The organism is Neobacillus kokaensis (genome assembly GCF_014656545.1).
Classification (GTDB): Bacteria; Bacillota; Bacilli; order Bacillales; family Cytobacillaceae; genus Neobacillus; species Neobacillus kokaensis.
In genome coordinates, this window is sequence record NZ_BNDS01000012.1 from 94906 (window position 1) to 119320 (window position 24415).

The window sequence follows — 24415 nt, forward strand, 5'->3', positions numbered from 1 at the left end:
GCACGGTCAAAAACCAGCGCTCAAATTGCCCGAAGCCCTTGGTTCATACATTAAGACTTGGAATTAATCAGATCGAAAATAATGGTTTAAAAAGCTGTAGGAAAATTTTTGAAAAGATTGAATATATATGTGAAGTATTTAAAAGAAGGAGGCAGAATATGTTTCAAACACTAGATGGTTTTTATCAATTATGGCAATTTGAATCAGGCGTTACCCAGAAAACCCTTAATCAGCTTACGGATGATTCTTTATCCCAATCCGTAACCCCGCAAAATTGGACATTAGGAAGAATCGCCTGGCATACTGTAACAGCGATCCCGGTGATTGCCTCTCAAACAAATCTATCTTTGGACTTGCCCGACCAAGACTATCCTGTTCCAGCCTCAGCCAAGTTGATCGCTGACGGCTATCAAAAGGCAAGCAGCACGTTGTGTCAGGCACTAAGAAGTCAATGGACTGACGAAAGTCTTACAGAAGTACATGATGTCTTTGGACAGAAGTTTTCCAATTCCCAGCTATTATTTTTCTTAATTCAACATCAAATTCATCATCGAGGACAAATGACTATACTTATGCGCCAAGCAGGTTTAGCTGTTCCCGGCATATATGGGCCTTCGAAAGAGGAATGGGCGATGATCGGCAGGGAAGCCCCTAAGATGTAGAAAATAATATGAATGCCATAAACCCTTTTGGGTGAAGAGGCATGGGAGCTCCTCATACTTCTAACGGTAAAATGAAACTCCCCAATTTAGATAAATGGGGAGTTTTTTCATCGTTATTCAAATACACTCTGAGATTTCCCTTGAAAATTTCGTAAGGATTATAATTGTTAAAAAAGGGGAACTAAGCTAACAAGATGATTTTCAGGAGGTTCTTGTTATGTATGGAATGATCGCCCTAAAGCTTATAATCGGATTAATTACTCTTGTTGTGATTGTACGTATAATTGGTAAAAAAGAATTGGCCCAGATAACACCGCTTGATTTTGTTTATGCCGTTATTCTCGGCGGTATTTTAGAAGAATCTATTTTTGATGATAAAATAACTGTTGGCCATCTTACCTTTGCCCTTGCCATTTGGGCGCTGGCCATTTTTTTATTTGAAAGAATCATGCAAAGATTTGAGAAGTTCCGTGCCTTAATTATGGGAGATCCGTCTCTAGTCATAAGAGATGGTGAGTTAGATGTAAAAGCAGTTGAAAAGTCAAAGCTTGAGCTTGAACAGCTGCGCACCTTGCTTCGCCAGCAAGGAATCTTCTCACTAAAGGAAGTCAAATATGCCTACCTTGAAACAAGCGGAAATTTAAGCGTGATGAAATATCCTAAATTCGAACCAGTGACACCTGCACAGCTAAAAGTGAAGGCGAACAGTAACGAGCCTTCTATATTATTAGTGGATGAAGGAAAAATAGAGGAAAAAGGCCTCCGAATGATTGATAAGGATGAGGATTGGCTAAGAGAAAGTTTAAAGAAAGAGGGATATGGATCCATCGAAGAGATTTACTGTGCCGAGTGGACAGAAGGAGAAGGATTCTATATTCAAAAATGTATTTAAAATATTATAAATTTATAACTAAAGGTATCTCACTATCTATCGAACTGATCGTAGTACTCTTTATTGCTTTTTTTGAAGTGTTTTTTTCAAAATTTTATTCAACCATCGGGCGCGTTTCTGCAACAAGAAACGTGCCTTTATTCATGAATTGGCCGATTGTTGAGGAACGTATTCAATTAATTTTGAAATGTAAATTATAGATTACGAAGGTTTCCCCTTAGACTAATAGAGTAGTTCAAGAATGGATAACATTGGTGCTTAACCGAAATTTATGCTGCTTTTAAAAATGAATTTAGTTTATTTTTTTCCCTTGACTTGAAATGCATTTCATAAATTAGAGTGAAAGTAAGCTGATTTTCAACTAAAGGGAGGAAGAAAAATGAACAGAAAGATTATCCTTCAACAAGATGAAAATGTACTATCAACCCTTACAGGGCTAATTGAAAGCTTTGATGGAATGCAAAATGTCTACTTTGGAGATTTGTTTTTAACCAATAAACGATTATTTATAGTCAGCAATAAACTAATAAATGTGGAAGTATCTTTGTGGTTTGAAGGAGAAGAAATGGGGAATATTGGACATTCTACACTCATTGTAGGAGAACATAGGATTACGGTAAGATGGACATACAAAGGAAACCTCCTTAACTTTATGAAAACGTTTCAACAATTGAATGTGAGTGCGTAGGTTTCCTCGACTTTGAATATGTAGGGGTTATGTTATGACAAATATTAAAGATATTGCTCGATTAGCAGGTGTATCCGTCTCTACTGTTTCTAGAGTCCTTAACAATTATAAGTATGTTGCTAACGATAAAAGAGAATCCGTCTTACAAGTTATTGAAGAAATGAAATATACACCCAACAAAAATGCGATTGATTTAATTCGAGGAGAAACAAGAACAATAGGCGTTATTCTCCCATATAACAACAACCCGGCATTTGATCAACTATTAAATGGTATTCTAAATAAGGCCCTAGAAAACGATTTTTTGGTAACAGTACTTCCTTCAAAATATAGTAAAGAAAAAGAAATGGAGTACTTGCAAAAATTAAAAAGCAAGCTGTTTGATGGAATCATTATCACTTCAAGAGCGAATGATTGGGAGACGATCATTCCGTATAGCGATTTTGGTACAATCGTATCTTGTGAATATACGCCGCACCCGGAGATTGGTTGTTCCTATATGGACAGGTATTCTTCCTTTTTAGATGCCTTTCAATTATTAAAAAACAAAGGGCATCGTGCGGTATCTTTCACAACAGCTAGACTAGAAAGCAAAAGCACGAAGCAAATGATTGATGCTTATCATGAGATTTTTGGTGAACTTCCACCTGGCTATCATATATCAGATTGTCATTGCTTAGAAGATGGATATGGAGCAGCGAAGCAATTCTTGGAGTTACACGAAAGACCAACAGCCATCTATGCGAATGGAGATGAAGTGGCTGGTGGTATGTATTTATATGCTAAGTCGCAACAAATGAAGGTTCCTGCTGATTTAGCGATTATTGGCCAAGAAAATCAACCAGTTGGTATCGGTTTAGGACTATCTACAGTAGATCACCAGCTGACGAAAATTGGTGAACAAGCTTGTAGCCTGGTGATAAAGAAATCTAGAGAAAAAGTGAAAATCCCATATCGCATTGTGGAGAGAGATTCTGTATGATTCCCCTTTTTGTGCGTTTTCCTGTAATAAGGAAAACGCCTTTCTTCATTTAAGAACAGATTCTTGCATAACGCTTCAAAACCTATTAGATAATTATGTTAAAATACGGAGGTATAGTAAGAATTTGTATTTAAGATTTAGTATTTTACCTCATGTAAACCAATACGAACGATGCTTAGTTTGAGGGAGGTGGTCAGTAATATGAACTCATTTTTACATAAGCTCGGTAAGCGAATTTTAAAAGATAGAATTAAGCCCTTTGTAATTATACAATTTATCCTTTTAATCATTTATTTAATTGTTAGCAATTATGCTCTAAAAAATGATAGCGTCAATTTTTTATATCTTGGAATTGGACAAATTATTATCGCGATATTTTGGGCTTTAATGGGAGTAGAAAATTTTTTGTTAAAAAAGAAAAAGTATTCCATTTTATGGTTTGCAATATCCCTGCTTTGGGTTTATTTAGCAATACAAAATTTCGATTTAATATAAATATAGGATAAAAGAATTAGTTGCCTAGAGAATTTTAGGATCCTTTAAGAAATCCTTCTTGTACTAACCTGCAATTTCTTTTGAAGATTATTATATTCCTTAATTTAAATGGATTAATTAAATACAGAGGGAGAACCTTTCGATTGCATTACCAATTTTATTTTTGTAGAGACTGATATTTTAATGATCTCCGAATTTGAAGATTAGAAAAATTTTTTGAACGCGGGCGATTGATTAATAGTAGCTATTTTACCGTTGGGCAGAAAGTTGATAAACATCTTTCATCTTCTGAGTAAGAGTTGTAAAATAATTATGAACTGGAAAATTGTAGCTAGGGTTCCGCTATCTAAATAGGTTTGTGACCGAGGGCTACATCTTTTACAATAGCGTAAAAGGCACCTATTGACATAAAAGGTCCGAGGGGAAAGGTTCAGCGTATTTGCTATGCGTTGAAATCCTTTCTCCCTCGGACCTTTTTTATTATTTTATGGGAGGTTTATTAAATGAAAAAAATTGATGAATTAAAGTCAGGAGTAGCAGTTATTATTTTGAATGGGGAAAACCAAGTTTTGTTACAGAAAAGAGCTGATGTAGAACTATGGGGTATCCCTTCAGGACATATAGAAATTGAGGAAACAGTTTCCGAAGCAGCTATCAGAGAAGTAAAAGAAGAAACCAATTTAGATATAAAAATTAAAAAGATTATTGGAGTGTACTCTGAACCTGATTCACAGGTATTTGCTTATCCCAATGGTAAAGTAGTACATTTTATAACCACTTGTTTTCTTGCTGAAATTACCGGTGGGGAACTTAGGTGTAATTCTGATGAGTCACTCGAAATACAATTTTTTAATCCAGAAGAACTACCGCAAGACTTATTGAAAATGCATCCTCGATGGCTAAAGGATGCTCTCGTTAATAGAGAATTGGCTTTCATTCGTTAGCAAATTCTTATTCAAGTAACGGGGGGCGATAGCTCAACAAAGGACTAAGTCCATATTTTTGTTTTTTTCCATTATAGGGCCAGAGTGTGGAGGATTCATGTTATAAGAAGTGATTGCTTTTATACATTTCTTAGGATGTCCGTTTTCTTAAAGGAGCGGTAATAGCCATCGTTCGATCAGAATTACTTATCGACAATCATATTCATTGAATAATTTTAATTATAAGTAACTAAGTTATACTGTTAGTGAGAAATTAATTGGTGAAGGATGGTGCTTTATGTGTTGTATTCATTTACTGGAATTGATCATGTCCTATTAGCTGCACCAAAAGGAAGTGAAAATGAGGCACGTCATTTTTACAATGGGATTCTTGGTATGGAAGAAATCCCAAAGCCCGAAAACTTGGCAAAACGAGGAGGAGTTTGGTTTAAATGTGGAGTGCATCAACTTCACATAGGAATTCAAGAAAATTTCATTCCAGCTAAAAAAGCACATCCGGCTTTCCATGTTGAAAATTTAGAAGCGCTACGTGATCGGTTAATCGATAATGAAATCAAAGTTAAGGTAGATGAACCACTTAAAGGCGCAAAACGTTTTTATGTGGATGACCCATTCGGGAATCGCCTAGAGTTCCTTCAATGGATTTAATCGTATAATAGTTATCTTGTAATTTACAGAGTACCCTTTTCGGTTAACTGGATCTCCATAAGTAAATAGAATAGCTCAGCAATAAGGCGCTATCCTTAACAAGGATAAGCGCTCATTTTTCATTTAAGGGCAATAGAGCAAGAGTTTTGGGCAAATTTGGCAGGTTAATAAAAATTTTGAATTATTCTGAATTTTATATGGTAAGATGAGGAAGGTATTAGTTTCAGAAAGGAAGTTTAAAATGAACAAATATAAAGTAATTTTATTTGATCTAGATGGAACACTTTCAGACCCTAAAATTGGTATAACTAAATCTGTTCAATATGCGTTACAGAAAATGGGCATTGATGAGCCTAATATCGATAAACTTGAATGTTTTATCGGGCCGCCACTTCATGTTTCATTTGCTGAATATTACGGTTTTAATGAGGAAAATACACAAAAGGCAATTGATTATTATAGGGAAAGGTTCAAGGATACGGGTATGTTTGAGAATAAGTTATATTCAAATATTCCTTTACTTTTAAAAACATTAAAGGAACAACAATATACTTTAGTTGTTGCAACTTCAAAACCTACTATATTCTCTGAACAAATACTAAAGTATTTTAATATTGACCAGTATTTTGAACTTGTTGTTGGAAGTAACCTCGATGGAACAAGATCATCAAAAACTGAAATTATTCAATACATACTTGATATGTACAATGAACAAAGGCTAGATGATTTTGTTATGATTGGTGACCGAAAGCATGACATTATTGGTGCAAACAATAGTGGTATTGATTCTATTGGCGTAACTTATGGATTTGGTTCATTTAAAGAATTGAATGAAACTAACCCTACATATATTGTTAATAGTGTTGACGAGATAAAAGATATTTTAATAGCAAGTAAAGTTAAATAAATGACGACAATTATATTCATCTAAAGGGCGCTATCCTTGAGCAAGGATAAAGCGCTCATTTTCCATTTAAGGGCTATATTCTCGAATAACTAATTGTGGGAAAATGGTATTTCGAGATTATTGTTATTAAGTTGAGGCAGGTTATTTTAACAGCAATAATGAAATATTTGGCGTGAGAAACAATATCTAATTCACTATAGGGAGGAAGAAGATTATGTCCAATATTGTAAGACCTAGAAGAATAATTTTAGATTTAGCAGTTACTTTAGATGGTTTTATAGAAGGGAAAAATGGGGAAATTGATTGGTGCATCATGGATTCTGAGATGGAGTTTAGTCATTTCTTAAATGAAATTGATACTATTTTGTATGGAAGAAAAAGCTATGATTTATGGGGACAATTCACTCCAGGAATTGAAGATACTGATACTGAAAAAGAAATATGGAAATTAGTTCATAGCAAAGAAAAGTATGTGTTTTCCAGAACGCAAAAAGGGACTGATAATAAAGCAATATTCATAAATGATCATATTCTTGAAGAAGTAAATAAATTAAAGAATAAGCCCGGTAAAGACATCTGGTTATATGGCGGAGCAAGTCTTATTACAACTTTTATCAATTTAGGGCTTGTTGATGAATTTAGATTATCTGTTCACCCTGTTATTTTAGGAGAAGGAAAACCGTTGTTTAATGATATAAAGCAGAGGTTGAATTTAAAAATAGTTAATACAAGAACATTCTCCTCTGGCGTTGTGCAGCTAACCTATCATTTAAATAGGGATTAATAATTTTGCAAATTCAAAGATAAAATATCATTACGAAATACTCGATATTAATATTTCCACTCTTCAAACAAAAGGGCGCTTTTCCGAGTTTCCAAAGGACACGGAATTCTTAATAGAGAATTGGCTTTCATTCGTTAGTGAATTCTTATTCAAGTAACGGGGTGCGGTCGCTCAACAAGCGAACGATTTTTAGGACTAAGTCCATATTTTTGTTTTTCCATTAAAGGGCCAGATTGTTGAATAAATAGAGACGGATTATGAAGAAATGAAGAGGGGTATTTTGGAGTATTAAATTATATAAAAAACAAAGGATAAATAAGGTATGCTTTAAATACTGATAAGCTTCTTTCTTTATTTAATACTTTTTAAAAGTTAATGTAGAATCAAGTAAATATCTAAGGAGGCTCAACATGAAAGCAATCACCGTAAAACAACCAGGCGGTGCAGATCAATTACAAATTACAGAACATGCTAAACCAGACCCAAAGGATGGGGAATTATTAATCAAGGTTAAGGCAGCAGCTGTTAATCGAACAGATATCTTTAATAGAGAAAGCAGTTCGGGTTATTTGAAGAACCCGATTTTAGGTGTTGAAGTTGCTGGAACTGTAGAAAAAGCGGGCGCCGGTACAAAAACAGCTGTCGGCACACACGTTATGGGACTTGTGAATGGCGGTGGTTATGCGGAATATGTCGTAATACCGGATGAAAGAGCGATGGTGATTCCAGAAAACCTTTCATTTGAAGAAGCTGCTGCTATTCCTGAAGTATTTTTGACCGCTTACCAAACGTTATTTTGGATAGGTCAATTACGTGCAGGTGAAACCGTGTTGATTCATGCTGGCGGCAGTGGAGTCGGAACGGCGGCGATTCAGCTTGCCAAACAAATCGGACAAGCGAATGTAATTACAACAGCCGGATCCGAAAAGAAGTTAGATTTTTGCCGGTCGTTAGGTGCAGAAGTTTGTATAAACTATAAAGAACAGAATTTTGACGAGGAAATATTGCATGCGACCAAAAATCAAGGGGTCGATTTGATTCTTGATTTTATTGGTGCATCCTATTGGGGTAAAAATCTAGCCAGTATAAAAGTAGATGGCCGATGGGTGTTGATCGGGATTTTAGGTGGTGTAGAAATAGCAAAATTCAATTTAATGGATGTAATTTCAAAACGAATCCAGCTGACTGGAACGCTGCTCACTCCAAGAAGCGATGAATACAAGACAGCACTCACAACTGAATTTTCTGCCAAAACCCTAGACCTTTTTGCCAATAACAAGCTTCGTCCGATTGTTGATCAAGTTTTTCCTTTTAATCAAATCCAACAAGCACATGAACATATGGAGAACAACAAAAACATCGGAAAGATTATTTTAAAGGTAGATTAATACGACTGAAAATACTGGTAAAATTCTCCGCACTTTAGTCTTTCTAGAAGGGGATTGGGACTAAAATTAACTAAGTGAGCTTTAGTGGGATCATATGCCTTAGGTAGTTCCATAAACGGGTGCTTTTCCTTAGTAACGAAAAGTCCAATTTCTCAATAATACTGTGAAATTGGGCTTTTTAATTGTAATTTCCTTACCGTTGTAAATCCGCATTTTCCTGACGATGCCCCGTATAGAAGAAAAAAACGAATAAAAGCCAATCTCTTATGGTTCAAGGGATTGGCTTTTGTATGACTTCCTTAAAAATTGACATAAAGTTAACTGAATGTAGGGGATATATATTTTAAAAAATTTATTACTAACTACTGTATACTTTTTCTTATTGAATACTTTTATTGTTCAGGAGGCGAGTAATGAATGAGTTAAATAAGAATAATGCATTGAATACAGAGCTTAACATCGTATATAAGTATTTACGTAAATTGGGGATTTCCCATGCCGATGCTGAGGATGCTGTTCAGGAGACTGCGTACAAATACTTATTGTATTACGATTCCATTAAAGCTTCAAAAATACGCAGTTGGCTAATACGTGTAGCATTAAATTTTTATTATGATCAATGCCGAAAACAACAGAAATATAAGCTGGATTTAGATGCAAATGTTACAAAGTTAGTTGCAGCGGAACAGCCGGAAGAGTTCTTTCTTGAAAGAGAACGAAACAAACAGCTTTCATCTGCAATTTCCAAGCTAAAGCCACATTTTAAAGAACTATTATTGTTAAAGTACCAATCCGGCTTGTCCTATAAAGAAATTGCGGAGCTATTGGAATCAAATATCAATTCAGTGAGGACAAATTTATTTAGGGCTAGAAAACAACTAGCAAAGATTTACAGGGAGGAAAGCGATGAGTGATAAACGTGTATCAAAAGAGGAAGATAAGAAAGAGATTGACTTTATGAGCAATCCTTCCTTACAGTTAGCCGTAAAAAAATCCAAAAGAAAACAAACATTCAAATATATTGGCATTACTGTTTTTACAACAATTGTTTTATTGTATGTGCTGATAAGCGGCAGCCAATACATACTAAATCAGCGTATTGAAGTTAGCAGCGAGAAGTCTCTTTTGGATCCCATTTATGGAGCAAATCTATCATCAGGTGGTGGCTCTTATAATTATGATCTATTTAGTGTAACGATTGATGAAAGAACTTTCAAGACAGTGGGAAACCGTTCTATATTGTGGGATACGAAAATAAAAAAAATACCTTTATTCGGAAGAATAGAAACTCTCAATCAAGGGAGCGGTATGGTCCATACTATTTCACTTGATAAAGAAGCTCATCGGTATATCCGCTATAACGATTTTAATAATGAACGAAAAATTGATTTTTATTATCCTGGTTTAAGATACGATTATTTACCCCATGAACTCGATATTGCGACTGATTTAGATAAAAATAAGTTAATTGAAGTAGCAATTTCCTTTGATAAGCCAATGACCTTGGCTGAGGTTTCCAAGCAACTTGGTAATAAAAATGTGATTTGGCTATGGGTAGATACGTCGTCAAAAGCTCAAATGCATAGAATGGAGAAAGAACTGGATAGTGATAGTCTAAAAACAAAAGGTGGCGGTGGAGCTTTCGGATTTGATATTAATCCTCAAGAGCCTTATTCCAACCAACATGAAGAATTTTTTATGAGAACACTGAAAGAATTAAAGAAAAAGGGATTCCGTAAAAGTCTAGTCAACGAAGCTTTAAAAGGAATTGAGGAAAACACCCGTTCCACTGAAGGGAAGATTCAGTATAACGGAGCTGTTGTGACGGGAACAGCAGAAGAGCTTAAACGTTTTCAAGACCTTCCTTTCATTCGTGCTTCTGTTCTCGGTGCTACGATCGATAAATATTAATGGTATTGTTGGGGTATGAAACAATTCGAAGATGAGAGACCACTATGGAAAACTAATCCAAAAGTAAATAATTAGATGTATAATGTCAATAGCGTTATTCCAGAAAAGGGCGTTTTTCCTGTAAGGATTACGCCTGCTTTGTTTTTAAAGGCTAATTTAATGCAGGATACTTATGTTAATATTGGCAGTATAATGGACATAAGTGGTTGATATTTATATTTAAAAATAAAGGAGTATTTTTAAGAAAACAATTAGTTTATAGAGGGAGAAAAATGTTTCTGGCAATTAACTCATGTGTGTTTTGGCAGTATGTTTCGCCAGTTTTATGCCAATTGAATCATCGAACTCTTGAAAGACCAAGCCAATTAAGGGTGCATTCGTTAATACTTTGTTCATTGTAGAATTAATAGAACCTGAGGTGACAGTTATTCCAAGAAGAGCGACGGCAGCAGCTGAACCGGCAAAAACTTTCTTTTTCTTTGTTTTTTCTCCTTGTCCTGCCATTTTTAAGCCTGTATCAATGGCGTTCAACACTTTTTCTTTTGGTACAACTATTTTATCAATTGCCCTTTTTCCTGCCTTGTTATCCATGGCATTTGTCCCCCTTTTCTTTATAGGACTTTTTTAAATTAACTTTTCCCCTGCTTAAATGGTTTTGACGGTTCCCTGGGAATCTCCATAATTTTGCTAATGGTTTTAATAGAATAATCATAGTAGTAAAACAAAATAATGCGGCTCGATAGTTCTCTTTTAACTGTTCAATAGCACTCAAAAATATATATTGCTTCGTCATGGCCTGAATGATCTGTTACAGATAAATTAGACACGACATCCAATGCATCCTCTTCAGCTAATTAAGGTTTGGTATAAATTCACTCCCTTACGGAAATTAATGGTAAAAACCTCAAAAGGTGAATTTAATGAATAACTATACGAATGATAACACCGCCAGACGTTATAAGGCTGATATTAGCATATTTGGCACGACCCAGATCCATTTACGAAACCCTTTTATCGTTGCTTGGTGGTCAGCAGCTTTCCCAGGATTCGGACATATGATGCTATGTAAATATCCAAGAGGATATGCATTATTTATCTGGGAAGTAGTTGTAAATATTAAAGCACATGTGAATCTTGCTATGATTTACTCATTTCAAGGAAATATATCGATGGCAAAGGAGGTGTTGGACACTAGATGGTTACTCATGTATATACCCGTGTATCTATTTGCGATTTGGGATAGTTATCGGACAACGGTTGATTTGAACAAAATTTTTATTTTAGCTGACCATGAAGACCATCCTTTTAACTCATTTAGTTTAGGACCAACAGGAATTAATTATTTGGATAAGAGAAACCCTTTAGCTTCTATTATGTGGTCACTATTTATTCCAGGGCTAGGGCATCTTTATATACATAGAATAATGACAGCTTTGTTTATTATCTTATGGGTAGTAGTCTTTTTTTATCAATCCCATGCACTTGAAGCGGTTTCCCTTTTGTTCTTAGGAAAAATCAAGGAGGCTTCTGTTGTTTTAAACCCCGAATGGCTGTTATTCCTTCCATCTCACTATGGATTTGCTGCTTTTGCTTCCTATGTGGATACGATTGAAAATAATAAACTGTATGAAAAAGAACAAAGAAGGTATTTAATGGAAAATTATCAAGATACAGGTTTCCAAATACTTAAAGGTCAAAAAGTGAAGTGATGTGTTTGCAACTATTTGCAACTTTTGAAAATAACGCATTTTTAGAAATGGTAATTTCAACTTTAGAGAAAAAAGGAATTAAAAAGGAAAATATATTTGCTGTTCCACTGGATAATCGAGAAGAAGACCGTAAAATTTTTGATACCATACATCGCTCAGACGGAACAAGCCTTATTGATATCGGTATGGGGCTTGCCACTGCATTTTCAGTTATTGGAGCAAGTATAGGATTTAAATTAGCTTGGGGTCCAATTTATTGGGGGCTGATAGGTGCATCCGTGGGGTTTATTCTTGGATTAACTATTCGGCTTATTATGGAGTTATTTATAAAAAAGAAAAAAAGGGTTTTAAAAGGCAAACATTCTGAAATAATTTTAATTGTTGATTGTGAAGAAACGCAGGCTGAAATAATAGAGGATATCCTTTGGAATCATTTTGCAATTGGTGTGGGGAAAGTAAGATGATGAATCAATATTTATTGACCAAAACTAAGATTATGAAGGCTTACATTGATTGAAAATAAATAATGAAAGACAAGCACCGTCCTTTCTCTACATTTTGTAATAGGGGAAGGGTGGTGTTTTATTATGGGAATTACAGCAAACGGATCTTGATAGAAAAAATTGTAACTTTTTATCTTCTTTTGTAGAATAAAACCAACTAGCACATTAATCATGCTAGAGTGAACAAAACATATCTGAGGAGGAAGGTTAATTCAGATATTGATAGTTTCGCTTGGAGCTTAAGTATAATTCTAATGATTCGTTTTGTTATAGCATTATTGGCACTAATGAGAAAACCGAGAGAATACCGAAAAAACGCAAAGAAGAAAATGTGAAGTAATGTACTTAAACGGGTGCTTTAGTAAAATAAATGAGGTATTAGTTTTGCAGTACTTTTGAATTTTCAATATTCCGGGGGCGCGTTTATTAAAGGGCGTGTCTTTTTTATTTAAGGGCCATTTAAAGGAGAATACATCTTTTTGAAGAATAAGAAATAAAGACTTAACACTGAGGGTGAATAATGAAATTCAAATTTTTAGACTTTGATGTTATTAAAGGTGAAGATATTGATTTACATCTGATAAAAACAGTAACAGGAAATAAGGCGAAGAAATGGGTTCCCACTTATCATTTCAATATCTCTTTAAGTGGTTCATCCATACCTATTGGAAAGATAGACATTAGAATTGGATACAATGAAAACTTATATTATGGAGGTCATATTGGATATTCAGTCCATGAGGAATATAGAGGCAATCGCTATGCTGCAAAAGCTGTACAGCTTTTAAAGAAAGTGGCACAAGCTCATGAAATGAAGAAACTCTTTATTACCTGTAATCCAGATAACATTGCTTCAAGAAAAACATGTGAGTATGTCGGAGCTAATCTTTTAGCAATCGTTAATGTCCCAGAAGACAATGATATGTACCAGCGAGGTGAGAAAGAAAAATGTATATATGAATGGGTTTGCACTTAATTTCAGAGCAGCCCTTTTTGTGCGAATCTTCCTGGAGGTAATCTAGAATAATGGTAAATTTAAATACAGTAATTGATGAGCCTACTCTGGTTAAGACCGTATCTGGCTTTTATAATTTAACTGGACCGATAAGTTGTAAATTTATTCGACGGAGTTTTAATGATCACTATTTAATTAAAGCTGGTACTAAACAATATGTTTTAAGAGTGTACCTTAACAACAAGAACTATATTCATAACATAGACGAAATCAAATTCGAATTAGACTATCTCCAATATTTGAATTCTAAAGGTATCCCGGTAATGGATCCGATTATTAGTAATAATAACAAAAATTTTATTGCATTAAAGATGAATGATGAAACCAGATATTTAACTTTATTCCCCTTTGCAAGCGGCTTTCCAATAGATGAAAATTTATATCGGGAACAATCAAATAGTTTAGGTCAAATAATTGCCAAGCTGCATTTATGTTCCAACAATTTCGTCAGTAAGTATTCACGTTATCATCTAGATATAAAAACTTTAATTGAGGACCCTTTATCGATAATTGAAAAAAATACTTATTTGTATGGATTAGGAAACATTTCTTTTTTTAAAAACCACACTAATAAACTTATAGATTATATTAATAATTTGCCTATTGATGTAAATTCATACGGTCTTATTCACGGAGATCTAAATCCTTCAAACTTGTACTTTAGTAATAAAAACGGTTTTTCATTATTTGATTTTGATCACTGTGGGTATGGTTATAGAATCCACGACTTAGCTGTAATTAAATTAAGTTTTCCAGACCAGGTTTATAAAGCTATTTTAAACGGTTATGAAGAGATTAGACCGTTATATACTGTTGAGAAAAATTGTATTGAAGTATATTCCGATATTCTTTTAATAAAAAAATTTAGTGATATATACAATATGCTGGAAATAACAGGTGGTAATAGAGAACAAAAAAAGCTAATTACTCAAAATGCCTATAATACATTAAAAGAATTTGTAAGTCGTTCTTATTAAGTTCTGATGAGTGCGTTACGGGAAGAACAGCTAGCTTTTTGTAATAGGGAGATTAGCTAAAAAAGATTTTCTAACCATAACGTAGAAAGGTTTATAGTATAAACACATAAGATTGGAAGATAGATTATGACCATTTTAGTAAGCAAAAAAGGCAATGTATTTTTGGATTTCCTTAAGATTAACGAAGAGGAACTAAACGACTATGTAACTGATGCCCCCTTAACCCATTCATTAGTAGTAGCTAAATATCAAGAAAAATATCTTTTAATGTTTAATAAGTGGAGACAAAACTGGGAACTGGCTGGCGGGATTATAGATGAAGGAGAAACACCGAGGGAATGTGCAATTAGGGAATTATTAGAGGAAACCAATCAATCAATTAAACAATTATCTTTTAAGGGTTTAATGAAGTTTCAATTAAAGCCTGACGATAGAATTGAATATGGTGCATTGTATAGCGGGGAAATTGAAGATTTAAATGCTTTTAAGGAGAATGAAGAAGCCGAACAAATTGTATTTTGGGACAGAGTAAGCAGCATTGGTTACATAGATGAAATTGATGAAAAACTACTTGAGTACTATTAAACCATAACGAATTAAAGGGGCGTTTAATACAATCAGTGTAGGCGATTTTATATTAAAGGTCAGGTTGAATAAAGTTGTTATAATTAAAAGTTTGGTATGAGGATGGATGGAGATGCTCGAGAGAAAGTATGGGGACCGGTTAGAATGGAAACGAGTTGTAAAAAGAAAATACGCACAATCGTATCTTGATACAAAGGATTTTAGGGGATATATCACTCTAATACATACTATTAAGGTAACCGAACCATTATCAGTTAGGTATGGAGAAAATGATATATGTATTGTTAATGATGGCTATATGTGGCTTCAACAATTCCCTTTAGAGAAAAAACATTCAGTAACAACCATGTTTGATGCCAATGGAAATATAGTGCAATGGTATATAGATATTTGCCTAGAAAATGGATTAGATAGAAATATCCCTTGGATGGATGATTTATTTTTGGATATTGTTTTGTTACCTTCTGAAGAAGTATTTCTAAAAGATGATGATGAACTTGAAGTGGCTGTTGTAAAGGGAATTATTGATAAGTCCCTTTACAATTTAGCTTGGGATGAAGCAAACAATCTTATTAAGTTAATACATAACAGAAACTTTGAATTGCTAAATTTATCAATTGAACATAAGGAAATCTTAGTAAATCAATTAAAATAGCTTTATTGATTTACAAGCTAGTTATTCAAGAAGAGCGCTTTCTTGAACATTAGCATTCTTTTTTACATTATAGGGGCACTTTATTTTTGGAAAATTTGAATAAAATAAAAGTTTGCAATTGATAAATGGAGTGGGTGGCGAAAATGACTACTAAAGAAACCTTAAAAGTTGTAGTTGGTGCAGGGGAACATAATAACAATCCGCAATGGCTTCAGACGCAAGAAACAGATCTGAATTTGTTAAGGCGAGTTGAGTGGGAGAAAAAATTTTCACCTAACTCGTTGGAAGCTATCTTAGCTGAACATGTTTGGGAGCATTTAACTTATGAAGAAGGGACTAAAGCTGCAAAGATATGTTTTGAATTTCTAAAGCCTGGAGGTTATATTCGTTGTGCAGTTCCTGATGGTTATTTTCCTGATGAAGAGTATCAGGCAGGAGTGCAGGTAGGAGGGCCTGGACCTAAAGATCATCCTGCAGCAAGTCATAAAATTGTACATAATTATAAGACAATTAGTTCAATGTTTGAAGAAGCTGGTTTTAACGTTAGTCTTTTGGAATATTGTGATGAGATGGGTGGATTTCATTATAATGACTGGGACGAAAACAAAGGATTTATTTATCGTTCAAAACGTTTTGACCATAGAAATAAAAATGGGAATCTCGGTTTTGTTTCACTAATAGTTGATGCAAAAAAGCCAATTAAAAATTAGATACCCCCTTTTAGAAAAGAGCTATATTTTTTATTGATGAAATAAAGGTGGCTTGAACTAACAAGGATTGATATATAGAAACTGCTTTGATCGTTGGATTAGGAGATGGATGCCTTGCTGTTATAAGTTTTGTTCGCTGCGTATTTTCTTGAGTAATGCCCGGCAGCCGGCTGAAACAAGACGATAGGTTTCATCAAAATCACCTGTGTAAAATGGATCGGGGACATCTTTCTTGTTTTTGGTCAGATTGAGCAGCCTAATGATCTTTGGATGATTGGGCTTACCGGTGATCCTGTAAATATTTTTTATGTTGCTTTCGTCCATACCGATAATATAGTCGAACTTCCAAAAGTCTTCTTTCTTTAGTTTGCGTCCAACAAGCCCAGCAGAAGAAATATTGTATTTCTTAAGAATATCGAGAGTTCCCTCGTGCGGAGGGAAGCCGATTTGCCATGAACTGGTTGCAGCGGAATCCACTGCGATTTTGTTAGTCAACTTTTCCTTTTTGACTAAGTCGCGAAACAAAGCTTCAGCCATCGGTGAACGGCAAATATTCCCCAGACATACAAAAATAACGTTAATCATGTACTTAACCCCTTTTTTATTTATTTTATTTGAAGTGAATTATGTATTTAGATTGAATTGGATAGGTGTGTTGTTTTTCGCACCATCAGCCATATTGGATTCTTTGGTACCAAGCTGTTTCAACGATGATAAGAAGTATAAACAATACAATGATCCTCTGACATAATATAGAGCTTCCTTTCAATTCGTAATTACAAAGTATGTACTTAACAGAAATATGGAACGGCGCTGGTTGTCAAATCTATAATTTTTGCCGTTATTCTTCCAATGAGGGGTTCCGAGTGTTGGCGTAGGACAACCCTTTTCTTTTGCACAATTAAGCAGGATTGTGAACTCTCCAAATAGAATATCAATGAAAGGGAGGATGTTTTTATGCTACATGCCTATTGGAGAAATTTCCTATATATCCTAAATCATAAAGTGAACGTTCTCGTTGAATGTTGGAAAGAAGGATTGTATATCCAAGGAATCATACACGACTGGTCTAAGTTTTCTCTCTTATTTATCTTTACTGCTGCTCTTAGGCTAGTAGGATTGTGAATGAAAGTGGTTTCCTATAATAACTCTAAGGTAGGCTTTTTTTATGTATGGACTAATTGCAATATTTGATGAAACAACAGAACAGTTGATAAAGACTATTTGGAAGGAGTTATATGAAAGGTCTATTTCTGCGTATGCTTATGAAGTAGAAGATAGAATACCTCATATTACATTGGCGAGTTATAACAACTTAAACATATCTGATTTTATAGAACAAATAAATGAAATATATGAAAATCAGCCAGCCATTGATATAAAGTTTAATTCGATTGGCTCTTTTCTTAATTCTGGTGCATTGTTCTATTCACCTACTATGACAAAAGACTTGTTTGAATTCCATGCTAACCATCATAAGAAATTTGAACAGTTTAATGATGATCCGAATTCATTGTACATACCGGATCATTGGATACCACATTGTACAATTGCAAATAGGTTATCACTAGAAAAATTAACGGAAGCATTTCATTATTGTACAAAAAGAATCAGCACTATTCAGGGGAAGATCGTGGGAGTGGCTTTAATTGATGTATCTGATAAAAGCAAAGCACCAATAATTTATTCGAAGGAATTAATAAAATAACTATTTTTTTCGCTCCAAAAAATATGACCGACGAAATCAAGGGGAGAAACTTGTTTTCCCGCCGTTAATTGTTGATGCCAAAAAGCGTTAGTTATTAATGATAGAAAAGTTATGTAAATGCAGATAGAAAGGTTAGGGGAAAATTGGATTATATAAAACATTTAAGGTCAATGGTTGGTAATGAAAAGGTGATCATGGTTGTTTCAGGTGCCATTGTTTTTGATCAAGAAAATCGAGTGCTTATGCAAAGACGTTCTGATAATGGACAATGGGGTTTTCCGGGTGGTTTTATGGAATTAGGAGAAAGCGTGCAGGACACGGCCAGGAGAGAGGTTTATGAAGAGACAGGACTTCGATTAGGCGAACTTGAACTGCTTGGCATTTATTCAGGTCCACAATATGATAAAACTTTCTCTAACGGGGACCAAGTTGCATTGCTTCTAATTTCATTCATTTGTAAGGAATATACAGGTGAATTAATAGAGTGCAACGAAGAGTCCATGCACAATAAGTTTTTTTCACTTGAGGAATTACCCGACAATCTATTTTCGGAACATATGATGCTGGTCAATGATTTACGATCACAAAAAGCACGTCCTATTATTGGTTAAGCTTGAATCTTTTTGGTTGGGTAATGATTCGAGAGAGCGGGCGCAAAAGGCGCTCATAAGGATTAATAGAGTTTTAAAATAAATATAAGAGGTGATGGATCTAATGAGTACATCTAAAATAACAATGAAAGGCTCCACGCCAATCCTGCGTATATTTGATGAGGAAAAAGCAAAAGAGTTTTATTTAACCTTTTTGGAATTTAGTTTGGATTGGGAACATCGATTTGAAGATGGTCTGCCTTTATACATGCAAGTTTCTTGTGGAAACTGTATTATTCATCTTTCAGAACATCATGGAGATTGCTGTCCTGGCGGTGCTATTAGGATTGAAGTAGAAAACTTAGAGCTACTCCATTCCAACCTTTTATCAAAGAAATACAAATATGCACGTCCTGGCATTGAAACAACCTCTTGGAATACTCGGGAGGTTTGCATAGGAGACCCATTTGGTAATAGAATTGTATTTTTTGAGAACCTTTAATAATAAGTACATATCGTTTTTATTCTTTGCTGCTTCTTGATGTAACAAGGACTTACATTGGTTTATCGCCAGGGATATGTAATCAGTTTCTCTTCCACTTGTAAGTCTAAAAAGACTTAATTAAGTTATTTTAGACTTACTTCTCCCTAAGTGCAGGGGTGAAATCTTGTGTTTTTGAAGGTTTTTTAAATTGGTACAAAACTTGCATATATAGTTTTTGCAGGACAGTGTTGTCTTAAATGATGATATAATTTGAAGAAAGGAGAGGGTCTATAGAGGTGGTGTAGTGTAATGGCTGATAAGGTAAAACGTCTTCAAGAATTAAATGCTGAACTAGAAAACGTTTTTGAATACTCCTTTGAGGGAATATTACTGACGGATGCGGATGGGACGATCATGAAACTTAATAATGTAAGCGCATCCTTCATGAAACTGCAGAAAGAAGAGGCTATTGGTAAAAATGTCCGAGATTTAGAGAAAAAAGGTATTTTCTCTCCATCTGCCGTTGGGAAGGTGATTGAATATGGAAAATCCGTGGAACTTGTTCAGTCCGCGATTGGCGGTCGCTACGTTTATGTACGGGCGAAGCCTATATTCGATGAGAACGGTAAAATAAATCGGATCGTCTCTTTTACAAGAGATTTGTCCGAAATCATGCTGCTTAAAAAGCAATTAGAAGAAATGGAAGATGAGCTGAATAAATATAGGCGCAATTTTCTGGAACCGATCCAAATTAAAGGTATTTCCTCAAGAAGTGAAAAAATGAAGGAAACATTGAACCATGTGCATAAGCTTGCGGGAGTAAATAGTGATGTGCTCTTGCTGGGCGAAACGGGAGTAGGGAAAAGCGAGATTGCTAGGGTCATTCATCAGTTAAGCAGCAGGAAGGGTAAGCCTTTCTACATGATTAACTGTGCTGCGCTTCCGGAATCATTAATTGAAGTAGAATTGTTTGGGTACAAGGGCGGTATGTTTACCGGAGGGGACCCAGGAGGTAAAAAAGGATTGTTTGAGGCCTCAGATGGGGGAACGCTTTTTCTTGATGAAATTGGTGAGCTCCCGCTTCATTTACAGGCAAAGCTCCTGCATGTCATCCAGGAAAGGCAATTCCGTCCTGTCGGCGGGACTGAACAGTTAAAACTGGATGTTAGAATCATCACTGCTACAAACCGAAATTTAAGAGAAATGGTTCAGTCCGGTTTATTCCGTGAGGATCTTTACCACCGGATAAATATTTTTCCAATTGTAATCCCCGCTCTTCGAAATAGGAAAGAAGACATTTTGGACCTGGCACATCAATTTCTTCAGGAATTTAACAAATTCTATCATAAACAAATTACATTTTCACCAAAGGTGCTGGAAAAATTTTTATCATACTCCTGGGAGGGAAATGTAAGGGAATTAAAAAATGTAATTGAACGTCTTGTTGTTCTATCCGATTACACCGTTGTTCAAGAAAGTGACTTGCCCGAATATATACAGGAAGCTTCAAGTGCACCAAGTGACCTAACACTTAAGGAAATCCTTGAGGAGGTCGAGCAGTCTATTATTTTGAAGGAATATGAAAAGGAAAACTCCTCATACAAAGTAGCTAAAAAGCTTGGAATCAGTCAAACCGCGGCAGCTAGAAAAATCAAAAAGTATTTAGAATAATCCCTTAGGAATGTTGCGTTTTAATATTTCTGATAATTACTAATTGTATGAATTATCTCTAGGTAATTAAAAAACAAAACAAAGGTGGGAATGCTGTGGGTTGGTATGTAAGCTATATTGTACTGTATTTCATTTTCATGTTTGCTATGGGCATTTACTATTTCTTTAAAGTTAAAACCTATAATGAGTATTTAATTGGCAGCTGGAGTGTAGGATATTGGCCGATTGTCGGAACGATTGTAAGTACCTGGTGCGGTGCAGCAGTTTTTATCGGATGGGTAGGGATGGGATTTACGGTAGGCCTGTCAGGCTTCTTCAAGTTTGCACTGCCGGGGATACTCTTTAGTATTTTGCTAATCTTTTTATTCGCTGCTCCTTTAAGGAGACAACGGCTTTATACATTGGCTGATTTGTTTGGTGAAAGATTTGGAGGGAAATCAGGAATTGTTCCTTCTATTCTATCGGCATTTATCTATTCTGTACCAACGCTAGCACTGCAAATCGTGGGAATGTCAACTGTATTCAAAATGGCATTAGGGATGGATCTCCAAGTTGGTATTTTCTTATCCTTTGCTTTAATTTTAGCTTTTACGATTTTAGGAGGATTGCCGGCAGCCATTGTAACAGATGCGATTCAATCGTTTATTCTGCTGGCTGGAATTGTGATTTTATTTGTTGCTGCGGTTCTATATGGCGATGGATTTGGAAACATCATCGCAAAAACTCAGGCAGAATTTTTGTCTCCTGTTGGAGCGGATGGACTAAATGAAGTTTTATTGTTTGCCCTATCTGTCGGCCCATTCTATCTTGTTTGGCAGTCTACCTGGCAAAGGATTTTTGCCTCGGAAAGTGAAAAGGTTGCCAAAAAGGCAGGCATTACAGGCTTTGCTATTTCTGGAGCTATTTCTTTTTTACCTTTCAGTATCGGCGTTATTGCCCGCCAATTTGCCCCTGCGGACATGAAGCCTGATCTGCTGTTTTCCTATGTTACTGTTGAACTTCTTCCACCTGTTGTCGGCGGATTAGTATTAGTCGGTCTGCTTGCTGCTTTAATGACTGGCGCCGATTCTTTTATTTTACAAGGAAGCTCTAACCTGACAAGAGATATCTATTATCGAATCTTGAATCCAAAAGCAACTGAAAAACAGTTAATGACGTCGGCGCGCTGGACGGTTGTGATTATCTCAGTTCTTGGCCTGGTTGTTGCTTATGCATTGACTGATATCGTCAGCCTCTATCAATGGGCATTGCGACTATCGGCAACAGTCATGGTTTTCCCATTCCTCGCCATTATGTTTTGGAAAAGGGTTACTAAACAAGGGGTCGTATGGAGCATGGTGCTTGCCGCAGCCGCTACCCTTGCCTGGCCGTATATGGGTATAAGCCTCGACCATACCGTTTTCAGCTTCCTCGTATCCATTATTAGTTTAGTCGGCGTTAGCTTGCTGACAAAACATGACCCATCTGAACAAGTAAGAGCAGTTTATTGGGAAGATCTAGATTCAGCTGAGATGGATGAATTTCCTATTGATGACGAAAAGAGTATTACGCTGTAACCAATGGATGTAAGAAACGCAGATGAAATAGGAGGTATTAAGATGGAACAGGTTACCAAGCAATCCACAATCAATATCGAACGTTTAAAGTCTCGTATGCTTAAAATGGCCCAAATAGGAGGGACAGATCGAGGTGGTGTATCGAGATTAGCTCTTTCCGACCAAGAAAAAGAAGCACGCGCCTTATTTATTCAATGGTTAAATGAATTAAATATGGAAGTCAGAGTGGATGACTTTGGAAATATTTATGGCAGGCTTGAGGGAAAGGACCCGAATGCGTCTCCTGTTATGACAGGTTCCCATTTAGACACTGTTCCAAAAGGCGGAAAGTTTGACGGGACATTAGGTGTGTTAGCAGCATTGGAAGCCATCGAAACAATGAAGGAAAGCGGTATCGAACCAGCTTGCCCAGTTGAAATTGTTTCTTTTACCAACGAGGAAGGCGCCCGCTTTGCCCCGCAAATGCTCGGAAGCGGCGCGATTACTGGAAAGTTTTCGAAAGAATATGTTTATCAGAGAACAGACCAAAAGGGGCTGACCTTTCAATCTGAATTGGAAAGAATTGGTTACCTTGGTGAGGAAAGAAACCGTCCGGGGAAGATTGCTTCATTTATTGAGCTCCACATTGAACAGGGTCCGATATTAGATTCAGAAAAAATTGCTATTGGGGTTGTGGAGGGCATTGCCGGATTTTCTTGGATGGAAATAAAGCTGGCCGGACAGTCCGACCATTCTGGATCCACTCCCATGAACATGCGGAGAGACTCGTTAGTTGCCGCCTCCTCCATCATTCATGAAATTTACAATTGGGCCATGAGTAAAAAAGATGGCACAGTTGCAACCGTTGGAACCATTCGTACCGTTCCTGGGATCATTAATGCCATTCCAGGTGAAACCATGTTTTCATTAGATATTCGAAATTCGGATCCAGTTCAATTAAAGGAATGTGTAAAGGAAGTAACCAGGTTAATCAATCATATAGCAAGGGAAAAACAAATCGAATGCACGGTCGACGAAATCGCATCAAACCAGCCCATTCATTTTTCTCCTTTTCTAATTGAGACATTAGAGAATGTCTGTAAAGAAAGCCAGCTGCCTTATAAAAAAATGATAAGCGGTGCTGGCCATGACTCCATGTATTTAAATCAAGTGACGGACACAGTCATGATTTTTGTGCCAAGTACAGATGGAAAAAGCCATTGTGAAGAGGAACATACTTCATGGGAGGATATTGAAAAGGGCATAAGTGTTCTTTATAAGACGCTATGTAAATTAGTAAATCCTTGATTACAGAGTGAAGAATCTATTAAGTGAGATGTGGATGCAGGTTGATAAAGGCTGATCTTGGATAACCAGAATACAATAGCGAAATCATTGGCAGTAAAGGACGGGCGTAATGTTGGTATTTGGCAGGTTTCAAAACCTCCGAAGGAAGAAGTAGATTACCCTGTCCATGAAAGGATTATAGATTTAAAGGAAAAACGGTCATTCCCGGATTTATTGATACCCATAACCATCTATTGATGTTTTCACTTTTTCGTAAAAAAGTTAACTGTTCTACTACTCCTAATCATACGATCGACGATGCTCAAATTAAGGAGCAACCCATTTTGTTCCAATTTTTGTAGAATTCCATTGGAATTATGTAGAAATGTGCCTAAATTACGTAGAAAAGTCCTTAATTATGTAGAAAAAATTGCTCAAATTAAGAAGTAACCCATTTTATTCTAATTTTTGTAGAATTCCATTGGAGTTATGTAGAATTGTACTTGAATTACGTAGAAAAAGTCCTTAATTATGTAGAAATAGTGTGTATACGGCATTAAATCAAAATTTGATTTCTGTGTGAAAAAAAGGATATAGATTTTGGACTTTGATTGGGGTCAGTTGCCCGTGTACTATCGTGACGGGAGACTGACCTTTTTCTTATGTGCGAGAAGAGGAAAAAGGT

The 24415-nt window shown here is 35.6% G+C and carries 30 protein-coding genes and 1 pseudogene; 28 read left to right on the forward strand and 3 right to left on the reverse strand.

All coding sequences use genetic code 11. The annotated features are described in order from the left end of the window. Positions 1–158 precede the first annotated feature (158 nt). From IE222_RS14925 to IE222_RS14980, 12 genes are all read left to right on the forward strand, one after another. The gene (locus tag IE222_RS14925; RefSeq protein WP_191274126.1) at positions 159–662 is read left to right on the forward strand and encodes a DinB family protein; all 504 of its coding nucleotides are present in this window, start codon (positions 159–161) and stop codon (positions 660–662) included. A 217-nt stretch (positions 663–879) separates the two neighbouring features. Continuing rightward, positions 880–1554 (forward strand): DUF421 domain-containing protein, encoded by a 675-nt coding sequence (locus tag IE222_RS14930; protein ID WP_191274128.1) that lies wholly within the window; start codon positions 880–882, stop codon positions 1552–1554. A gap of 379 nt (positions 1555–1933) precedes the next feature. Then, positions 1934–2242 carry a hypothetical protein gene (locus IE222_RS14935; protein WP_191274130.1) on the forward strand — a complete coding sequence of 103 codons (309 nt, stop codon included), beginning with the start codon at positions 1934–1936 and terminating at the stop codon, positions 2240–2242. A 34-nt stretch (positions 2243–2276) separates the two neighbouring features. Continuing rightward, the gene (locus tag IE222_RS14940) at positions 2277–3224 is read left to right on the forward strand and encodes a LacI family DNA-binding transcriptional regulator (protein ID WP_191274132.1); all 948 of its coding nucleotides are present in this window, start codon (positions 2277–2279) and stop codon (positions 3222–3224) included. Between the two features lie 201 nt (positions 3225–3425). Further along, positions 3426–3719 carry a hypothetical protein gene (locus IE222_RS14945; protein ID WP_191274134.1) on the forward strand — a complete coding sequence of 98 codons (294 nt, stop codon included), beginning with the start codon at positions 3426–3428 and terminating at the stop codon, positions 3717–3719. 503 nt (positions 3720–4222) lie between these two features. Then, positions 4223–4663, forward strand: a complete 441-nt coding sequence (locus IE222_RS14950; RefSeq protein ID WP_191274136.1) for an NUDIX domain-containing protein — start codon at positions 4223–4225, stop codon at positions 4661–4663. A gap of 267 nt (positions 4664–4930) precedes the next feature. Then, positions 4931–5311 carry a VOC family protein gene (locus IE222_RS14955; RefSeq protein ID WP_370465053.1) on the forward strand — a complete coding sequence of 127 codons (381 nt, stop codon included), beginning with the start codon at positions 4931–4933 and terminating at the stop codon, positions 5309–5311. 241 nt (positions 5312–5552) lie between these two features. Further along, positions 5553–6218: an HAD family hydrolase gene (locus IE222_RS14960; protein ID WP_191274138.1), complete on the forward strand. Its 666-nt coding sequence runs from the start codon at positions 5553–5555 to the stop codon at positions 6216–6218. Between the two features lie 214 nt (positions 6219–6432). Beyond that, positions 6433–7002, forward strand: coding sequence for a dihydrofolate reductase family protein (locus IE222_RS14965; RefSeq protein WP_191274140.1), 570 nt, complete (start codon positions 6433–6435; stop codon positions 7000–7002). Positions 7003–7412: 410 nt separating this feature from the next. After that, positions 7413–8390 carry an NAD(P)H-quinone oxidoreductase gene (locus IE222_RS14970; protein ID WP_191274142.1) on the forward strand — a complete coding sequence of 326 codons (978 nt, stop codon included), beginning with the start codon at positions 7413–7415 and terminating at the stop codon, positions 8388–8390. 413 nt (positions 8391–8803) lie between these two features. Beyond that, complete coding sequence (locus tag IE222_RS14975; RefSeq protein ID WP_191274144.1) at positions 8804–9304, forward strand: RNA polymerase sigma factor; 501 nt, start codon at positions 8804–8806, stop codon at positions 9302–9304. Next, on the forward strand, positions 9297–10301 hold the full coding sequence (locus tag IE222_RS14980) for an anti sigma factor C-terminal domain-containing protein (protein ID WP_191274146.1): 1005 nt from the start codon (positions 9297–9299) through the stop codon (positions 10299–10301). The genes IE222_RS14975 and IE222_RS14980 overlap by 8 nt, the downstream gene beginning before the upstream one ends. Positions 10302–10586: 285 nt before the next feature. On the opposite strand, the gene IE222_RS14985 is transcribed toward IE222_RS14980, so the two are convergent. Further along, the gene (locus IE222_RS14985) at positions 10587–10892 is read right to left on the reverse strand and encodes a DUF4179 domain-containing protein (protein WP_191274148.1); all 306 of its coding nucleotides are present in this window, start codon (positions 10890–10892) and stop codon (positions 10587–10589) included. Positions 10893–11221: 329 nt separating this feature from the next. Between IE222_RS14985 and IE222_RS14990 the strand changes: the two genes are divergently transcribed. From IE222_RS14990 to IE222_RS15020, 7 genes are all read left to right on the forward strand, one after another. Next, complete coding sequence (locus IE222_RS14990; protein WP_191274150.1) at positions 11222–12010, forward strand: hypothetical protein; 789 nt, start codon at positions 11222–11224, stop codon at positions 12008–12010. A gap of 5 nt (positions 12011–12015) precedes the next feature. Further along, entirely contained in the window at positions 12016–12474 is a 459-nt protein-coding gene (locus IE222_RS14995) for a hypothetical protein (RefSeq protein ID WP_191274151.1), read from the forward strand. Between the two features lie 559 nt (positions 12475–13033). Next, entirely contained in the window at positions 13034–13489 is a 456-nt protein-coding gene (locus tag IE222_RS15000; protein WP_191274153.1) for a GNAT family N-acetyltransferase, read from the forward strand. A 50-nt stretch (positions 13490–13539) separates the two neighbouring features. After that, positions 13540–14505, forward strand: a complete 966-nt coding sequence (locus tag IE222_RS15005; RefSeq protein WP_191274155.1) for a phosphotransferase — start codon at positions 13540–13542, stop codon at positions 14503–14505. 126 nt (positions 14506–14631) lie between these two features. Next, the gene (locus IE222_RS15010; RefSeq protein WP_191274157.1) at positions 14632–15090 is read left to right on the forward strand and encodes an NUDIX domain-containing protein; all 459 of its coding nucleotides are present in this window, start codon (positions 14632–14634) and stop codon (positions 15088–15090) included. 106 nt (positions 15091–15196) lie between these two features. Continuing rightward, on the forward strand, positions 15197–15745 hold the full coding sequence (locus tag IE222_RS15015) for a ribonuclease FAU-1 family protein (protein ID WP_308435609.1): 549 nt from the start codon (positions 15197–15199) through the stop codon (positions 15743–15745). A gap of 143 nt (positions 15746–15888) precedes the next feature. Continuing rightward, complete coding sequence (locus IE222_RS15020) at positions 15889–16455, forward strand: class I SAM-dependent methyltransferase (RefSeq protein ID WP_191274161.1); 567 nt, start codon at positions 15889–15891, stop codon at positions 16453–16455. Positions 16456–16575: 120 nt separating this feature from the next. Here the strand turns inward: IE222_RS15020 and IE222_RS15025 are convergent, their stop codons facing one another. Together IE222_RS15025 and IE222_RS26930 are read right to left on the reverse strand one after the other, a co-directional pair. Then, the gene (locus IE222_RS15025; RefSeq protein ID WP_191274163.1) at positions 16576–17040 is read right to left on the reverse strand and encodes a low molecular weight protein-tyrosine-phosphatase; all 465 of its coding nucleotides are present in this window, start codon (positions 17038–17040) and stop codon (positions 16576–16578) included. An 85-nt stretch (positions 17041–17125) separates the two neighbouring features. Then, positions 17126–17224 (reverse strand): YjcZ family sporulation protein, encoded by a 99-nt coding sequence (locus IE222_RS26930; protein ID WP_223282721.1) that lies wholly within the window; start codon positions 17222–17224, stop codon positions 17126–17128. A 188-nt stretch (positions 17225–17412) separates the two neighbouring features. On the opposite strand from IE222_RS26930, the gene IE222_RS26410 reads away from it, so the two are divergent. The 9 genes and pseudogenes from IE222_RS26410 (at position 17413) to IE222_RS15070 (ending at position 23988) form a co-directional block, all read left to right on the forward strand. Then, positions 17413–17580: a DUF5662 family protein gene (locus tag IE222_RS26410; RefSeq protein WP_223282722.1), complete on the forward strand. Its 168-nt coding sequence runs from the start codon at positions 17413–17415 to the stop codon at positions 17578–17580. 43 nt (positions 17581–17623) lie between these two features. After that, positions 17624–18163 carry a 2'-5' RNA ligase family protein gene (locus IE222_RS15035; RefSeq protein WP_191274165.1) on the forward strand — a complete coding sequence of 180 codons (540 nt, stop codon included), beginning with the start codon at positions 17624–17626 and terminating at the stop codon, positions 18161–18163. A 7-nt stretch (positions 18164–18170) separates the two neighbouring features. Beyond that, a pseudogene (locus IE222_RS15040) lies at positions 18171–18254 on the forward strand (class I SAM-dependent methyltransferase); the annotation flags it as partial. A gap of 52 nt (positions 18255–18306) precedes the next feature. Next, positions 18307–18774, forward strand: coding sequence for an NUDIX hydrolase (locus IE222_RS15045; protein WP_191274166.1), 468 nt, complete (start codon positions 18307–18309; stop codon positions 18772–18774). Between the two features lie 94 nt (positions 18775–18868). Next, a complete protein-coding gene (locus IE222_RS15050) occupies positions 18869–19255 on the forward strand; it encodes a glyoxalase superfamily protein (RefSeq protein ID WP_370465056.1) in 387 nt (128 codons plus the stop codon). Between the two features lie 291 nt (positions 19256–19546). Beyond that, the gene (locus IE222_RS15055; protein ID WP_191274170.1) at positions 19547–20908 is read left to right on the forward strand and encodes a sigma-54 interaction domain-containing protein; all 1362 of its coding nucleotides are present in this window, start codon (positions 19547–19549) and stop codon (positions 20906–20908) included. A 95-nt stretch (positions 20909–21003) separates the two neighbouring features. Further along, the gene (locus IE222_RS15060) at positions 21004–22464 is read left to right on the forward strand and encodes a sodium:solute symporter family protein (RefSeq protein WP_191274172.1); all 1461 of its coding nucleotides are present in this window, start codon (positions 21004–21006) and stop codon (positions 22462–22464) included. Positions 22465–22506: 42 nt separating this feature from the next. Further along, a complete protein-coding gene (locus IE222_RS15065; RefSeq protein ID WP_191274174.1) occupies positions 22507–23751 on the forward strand; it encodes a Zn-dependent hydrolase in 1245 nt (414 codons plus the stop codon). 57 nt (positions 23752–23808) lie between these two features. Next, positions 23809–23988 carry a hypothetical protein gene (locus tag IE222_RS15070; RefSeq protein WP_191274176.1) on the forward strand — a complete coding sequence of 60 codons (180 nt, stop codon included), beginning with the start codon at positions 23809–23811 and terminating at the stop codon, positions 23986–23988. Positions 23989–24415: the final 427 nt, after the last annotated feature.

What these genes read in the sequence shown, in the direction of transcription:
- IE222_RS14960 (WP_191274138.1), top strand. Translation starts at nt 5,553, where the DNA reads ATGAACAAATATAAAGTAATTTTATTTGATCTAGATGGAACACTTTCA.
- IE222_RS15015 (WP_308435609.1), top strand. Translation starts at nt 15,197, where the DNA reads ATGGAGATGCTCGAGAGAAAGTATGGGGACCGGTTAGAATGGAAACGA.
- IE222_RS14980 (WP_191274146.1), top strand. Translation starts at nt 9,297, where the DNA reads ATGAGTGATAAACGTGTATCAAAAGAGGAAGATAAGAAAGAGATTGAC.
- IE222_RS14945 (WP_191274134.1), top strand. Translation starts at nt 3,426, where the DNA reads ATGAACTCATTTTTACATAAGCTCGGTAAGCGAATTTTAAAAGATAGA.
- IE222_RS14940 (WP_191274132.1), top strand. Translation starts at nt 2,277, where the DNA reads ATGACAAATATTAAAGATATTGCTCGATTAGCAGGTGTATCCGTCTCT.
- IE222_RS14990 (WP_191274150.1), top strand. Translation starts at nt 11,222, where the DNA reads ATGAATAACTATACGAATGATAACACCGCCAGACGTTATAAGGCTGAT.
- IE222_RS15010 (WP_191274157.1), top strand. Translation starts at nt 14,632, where the DNA reads ATGACCATTTTAGTAAGCAAAAAAGGCAATGTATTTTTGGATTTCCTT.
- IE222_RS14965 (WP_191274140.1), top strand. Translation starts at nt 6,433, where the DNA reads ATGTCCAATATTGTAAGACCTAGAAGAATAATTTTAGATTTAGCAGTT.
- IE222_RS15065 (WP_191274174.1), top strand. Translation starts at nt 22,507, where the DNA reads ATGGAACAGGTTACCAAGCAATCCACAATCAATATCGAACGTTTAAAG.
- IE222_RS26410 (WP_223282722.1), top strand. Translation starts at nt 17,413, where the DNA reads ATGCTACATGCCTATTGGAGAAATTTCCTATATATCCTAAATCATAAA.
- IE222_RS14985 (WP_191274148.1), bottom strand. Translation starts at nt 10,892, where the DNA reads ATGGATAACAAGGCAGGAAAAAGGGCAATTGATAAAATAGTTGTACCA.
- IE222_RS14950 (WP_191274136.1), top strand. Translation starts at nt 4,223, where the DNA reads ATGAAAAAAATTGATGAATTAAAGTCAGGAGTAGCAGTTATTATTTTG.
- IE222_RS15000 (WP_191274153.1), top strand. Translation starts at nt 13,034, where the DNA reads ATGAAATTCAAATTTTTAGACTTTGATGTTATTAAAGGTGAAGATATT.
- IE222_RS14935 (WP_191274130.1), top strand. Translation starts at nt 1,934, where the DNA reads ATGAACAGAAAGATTATCCTTCAACAAGATGAAAATGTACTATCAACC.
- IE222_RS15055 (WP_191274170.1), top strand. Translation starts at nt 19,547, where the DNA reads ATGGCTGATAAGGTAAAACGTCTTCAAGAATTAAATGCTGAACTAGAA.
- IE222_RS15050 (WP_370465056.1), top strand. Translation starts at nt 18,869, where the DNA reads ATGGATCTAATGAGTACATCTAAAATAACAATGAAAGGCTCCACGCCA.
- IE222_RS14975 (WP_191274144.1), top strand. Translation starts at nt 8,804, where the DNA reads ATGAATGAGTTAAATAAGAATAATGCATTGAATACAGAGCTTAACATC.
- IE222_RS15020 (WP_191274161.1), top strand. Translation starts at nt 15,889, where the DNA reads ATGACTACTAAAGAAACCTTAAAAGTTGTAGTTGGTGCAGGGGAACAT.
- IE222_RS14955 (WP_370465053.1), top strand. Translation starts at nt 4,931, where the DNA reads ATGGTGCTTTATGTGTTGTATTCATTTACTGGAATTGATCATGTCCTA.
- IE222_RS15035 (WP_191274165.1), top strand. Translation starts at nt 17,624, where the DNA reads ATGTATGGACTAATTGCAATATTTGATGAAACAACAGAACAGTTGATA.
- IE222_RS14925 (WP_191274126.1), top strand. Translation starts at nt 159, where the DNA reads ATGTTTCAAACACTAGATGGTTTTTATCAATTATGGCAATTTGAATCA.
- IE222_RS14930 (WP_191274128.1), top strand. Translation starts at nt 880, where the DNA reads ATGTATGGAATGATCGCCCTAAAGCTTATAATCGGATTAATTACTCTT.
- IE222_RS14970 (WP_191274142.1), top strand. Translation starts at nt 7,413, where the DNA reads ATGAAAGCAATCACCGTAAAACAACCAGGCGGTGCAGATCAATTACAA.
- IE222_RS15025 (WP_191274163.1), bottom strand. Translation starts at nt 17,040, where the DNA reads ATGATTAACGTTATTTTTGTATGTCTGGGGAATATTTGCCGTTCACCG.
- IE222_RS15005 (WP_191274155.1), top strand. Translation starts at nt 13,540, where the DNA reads ATGGTAAATTTAAATACAGTAATTGATGAGCCTACTCTGGTTAAGACC.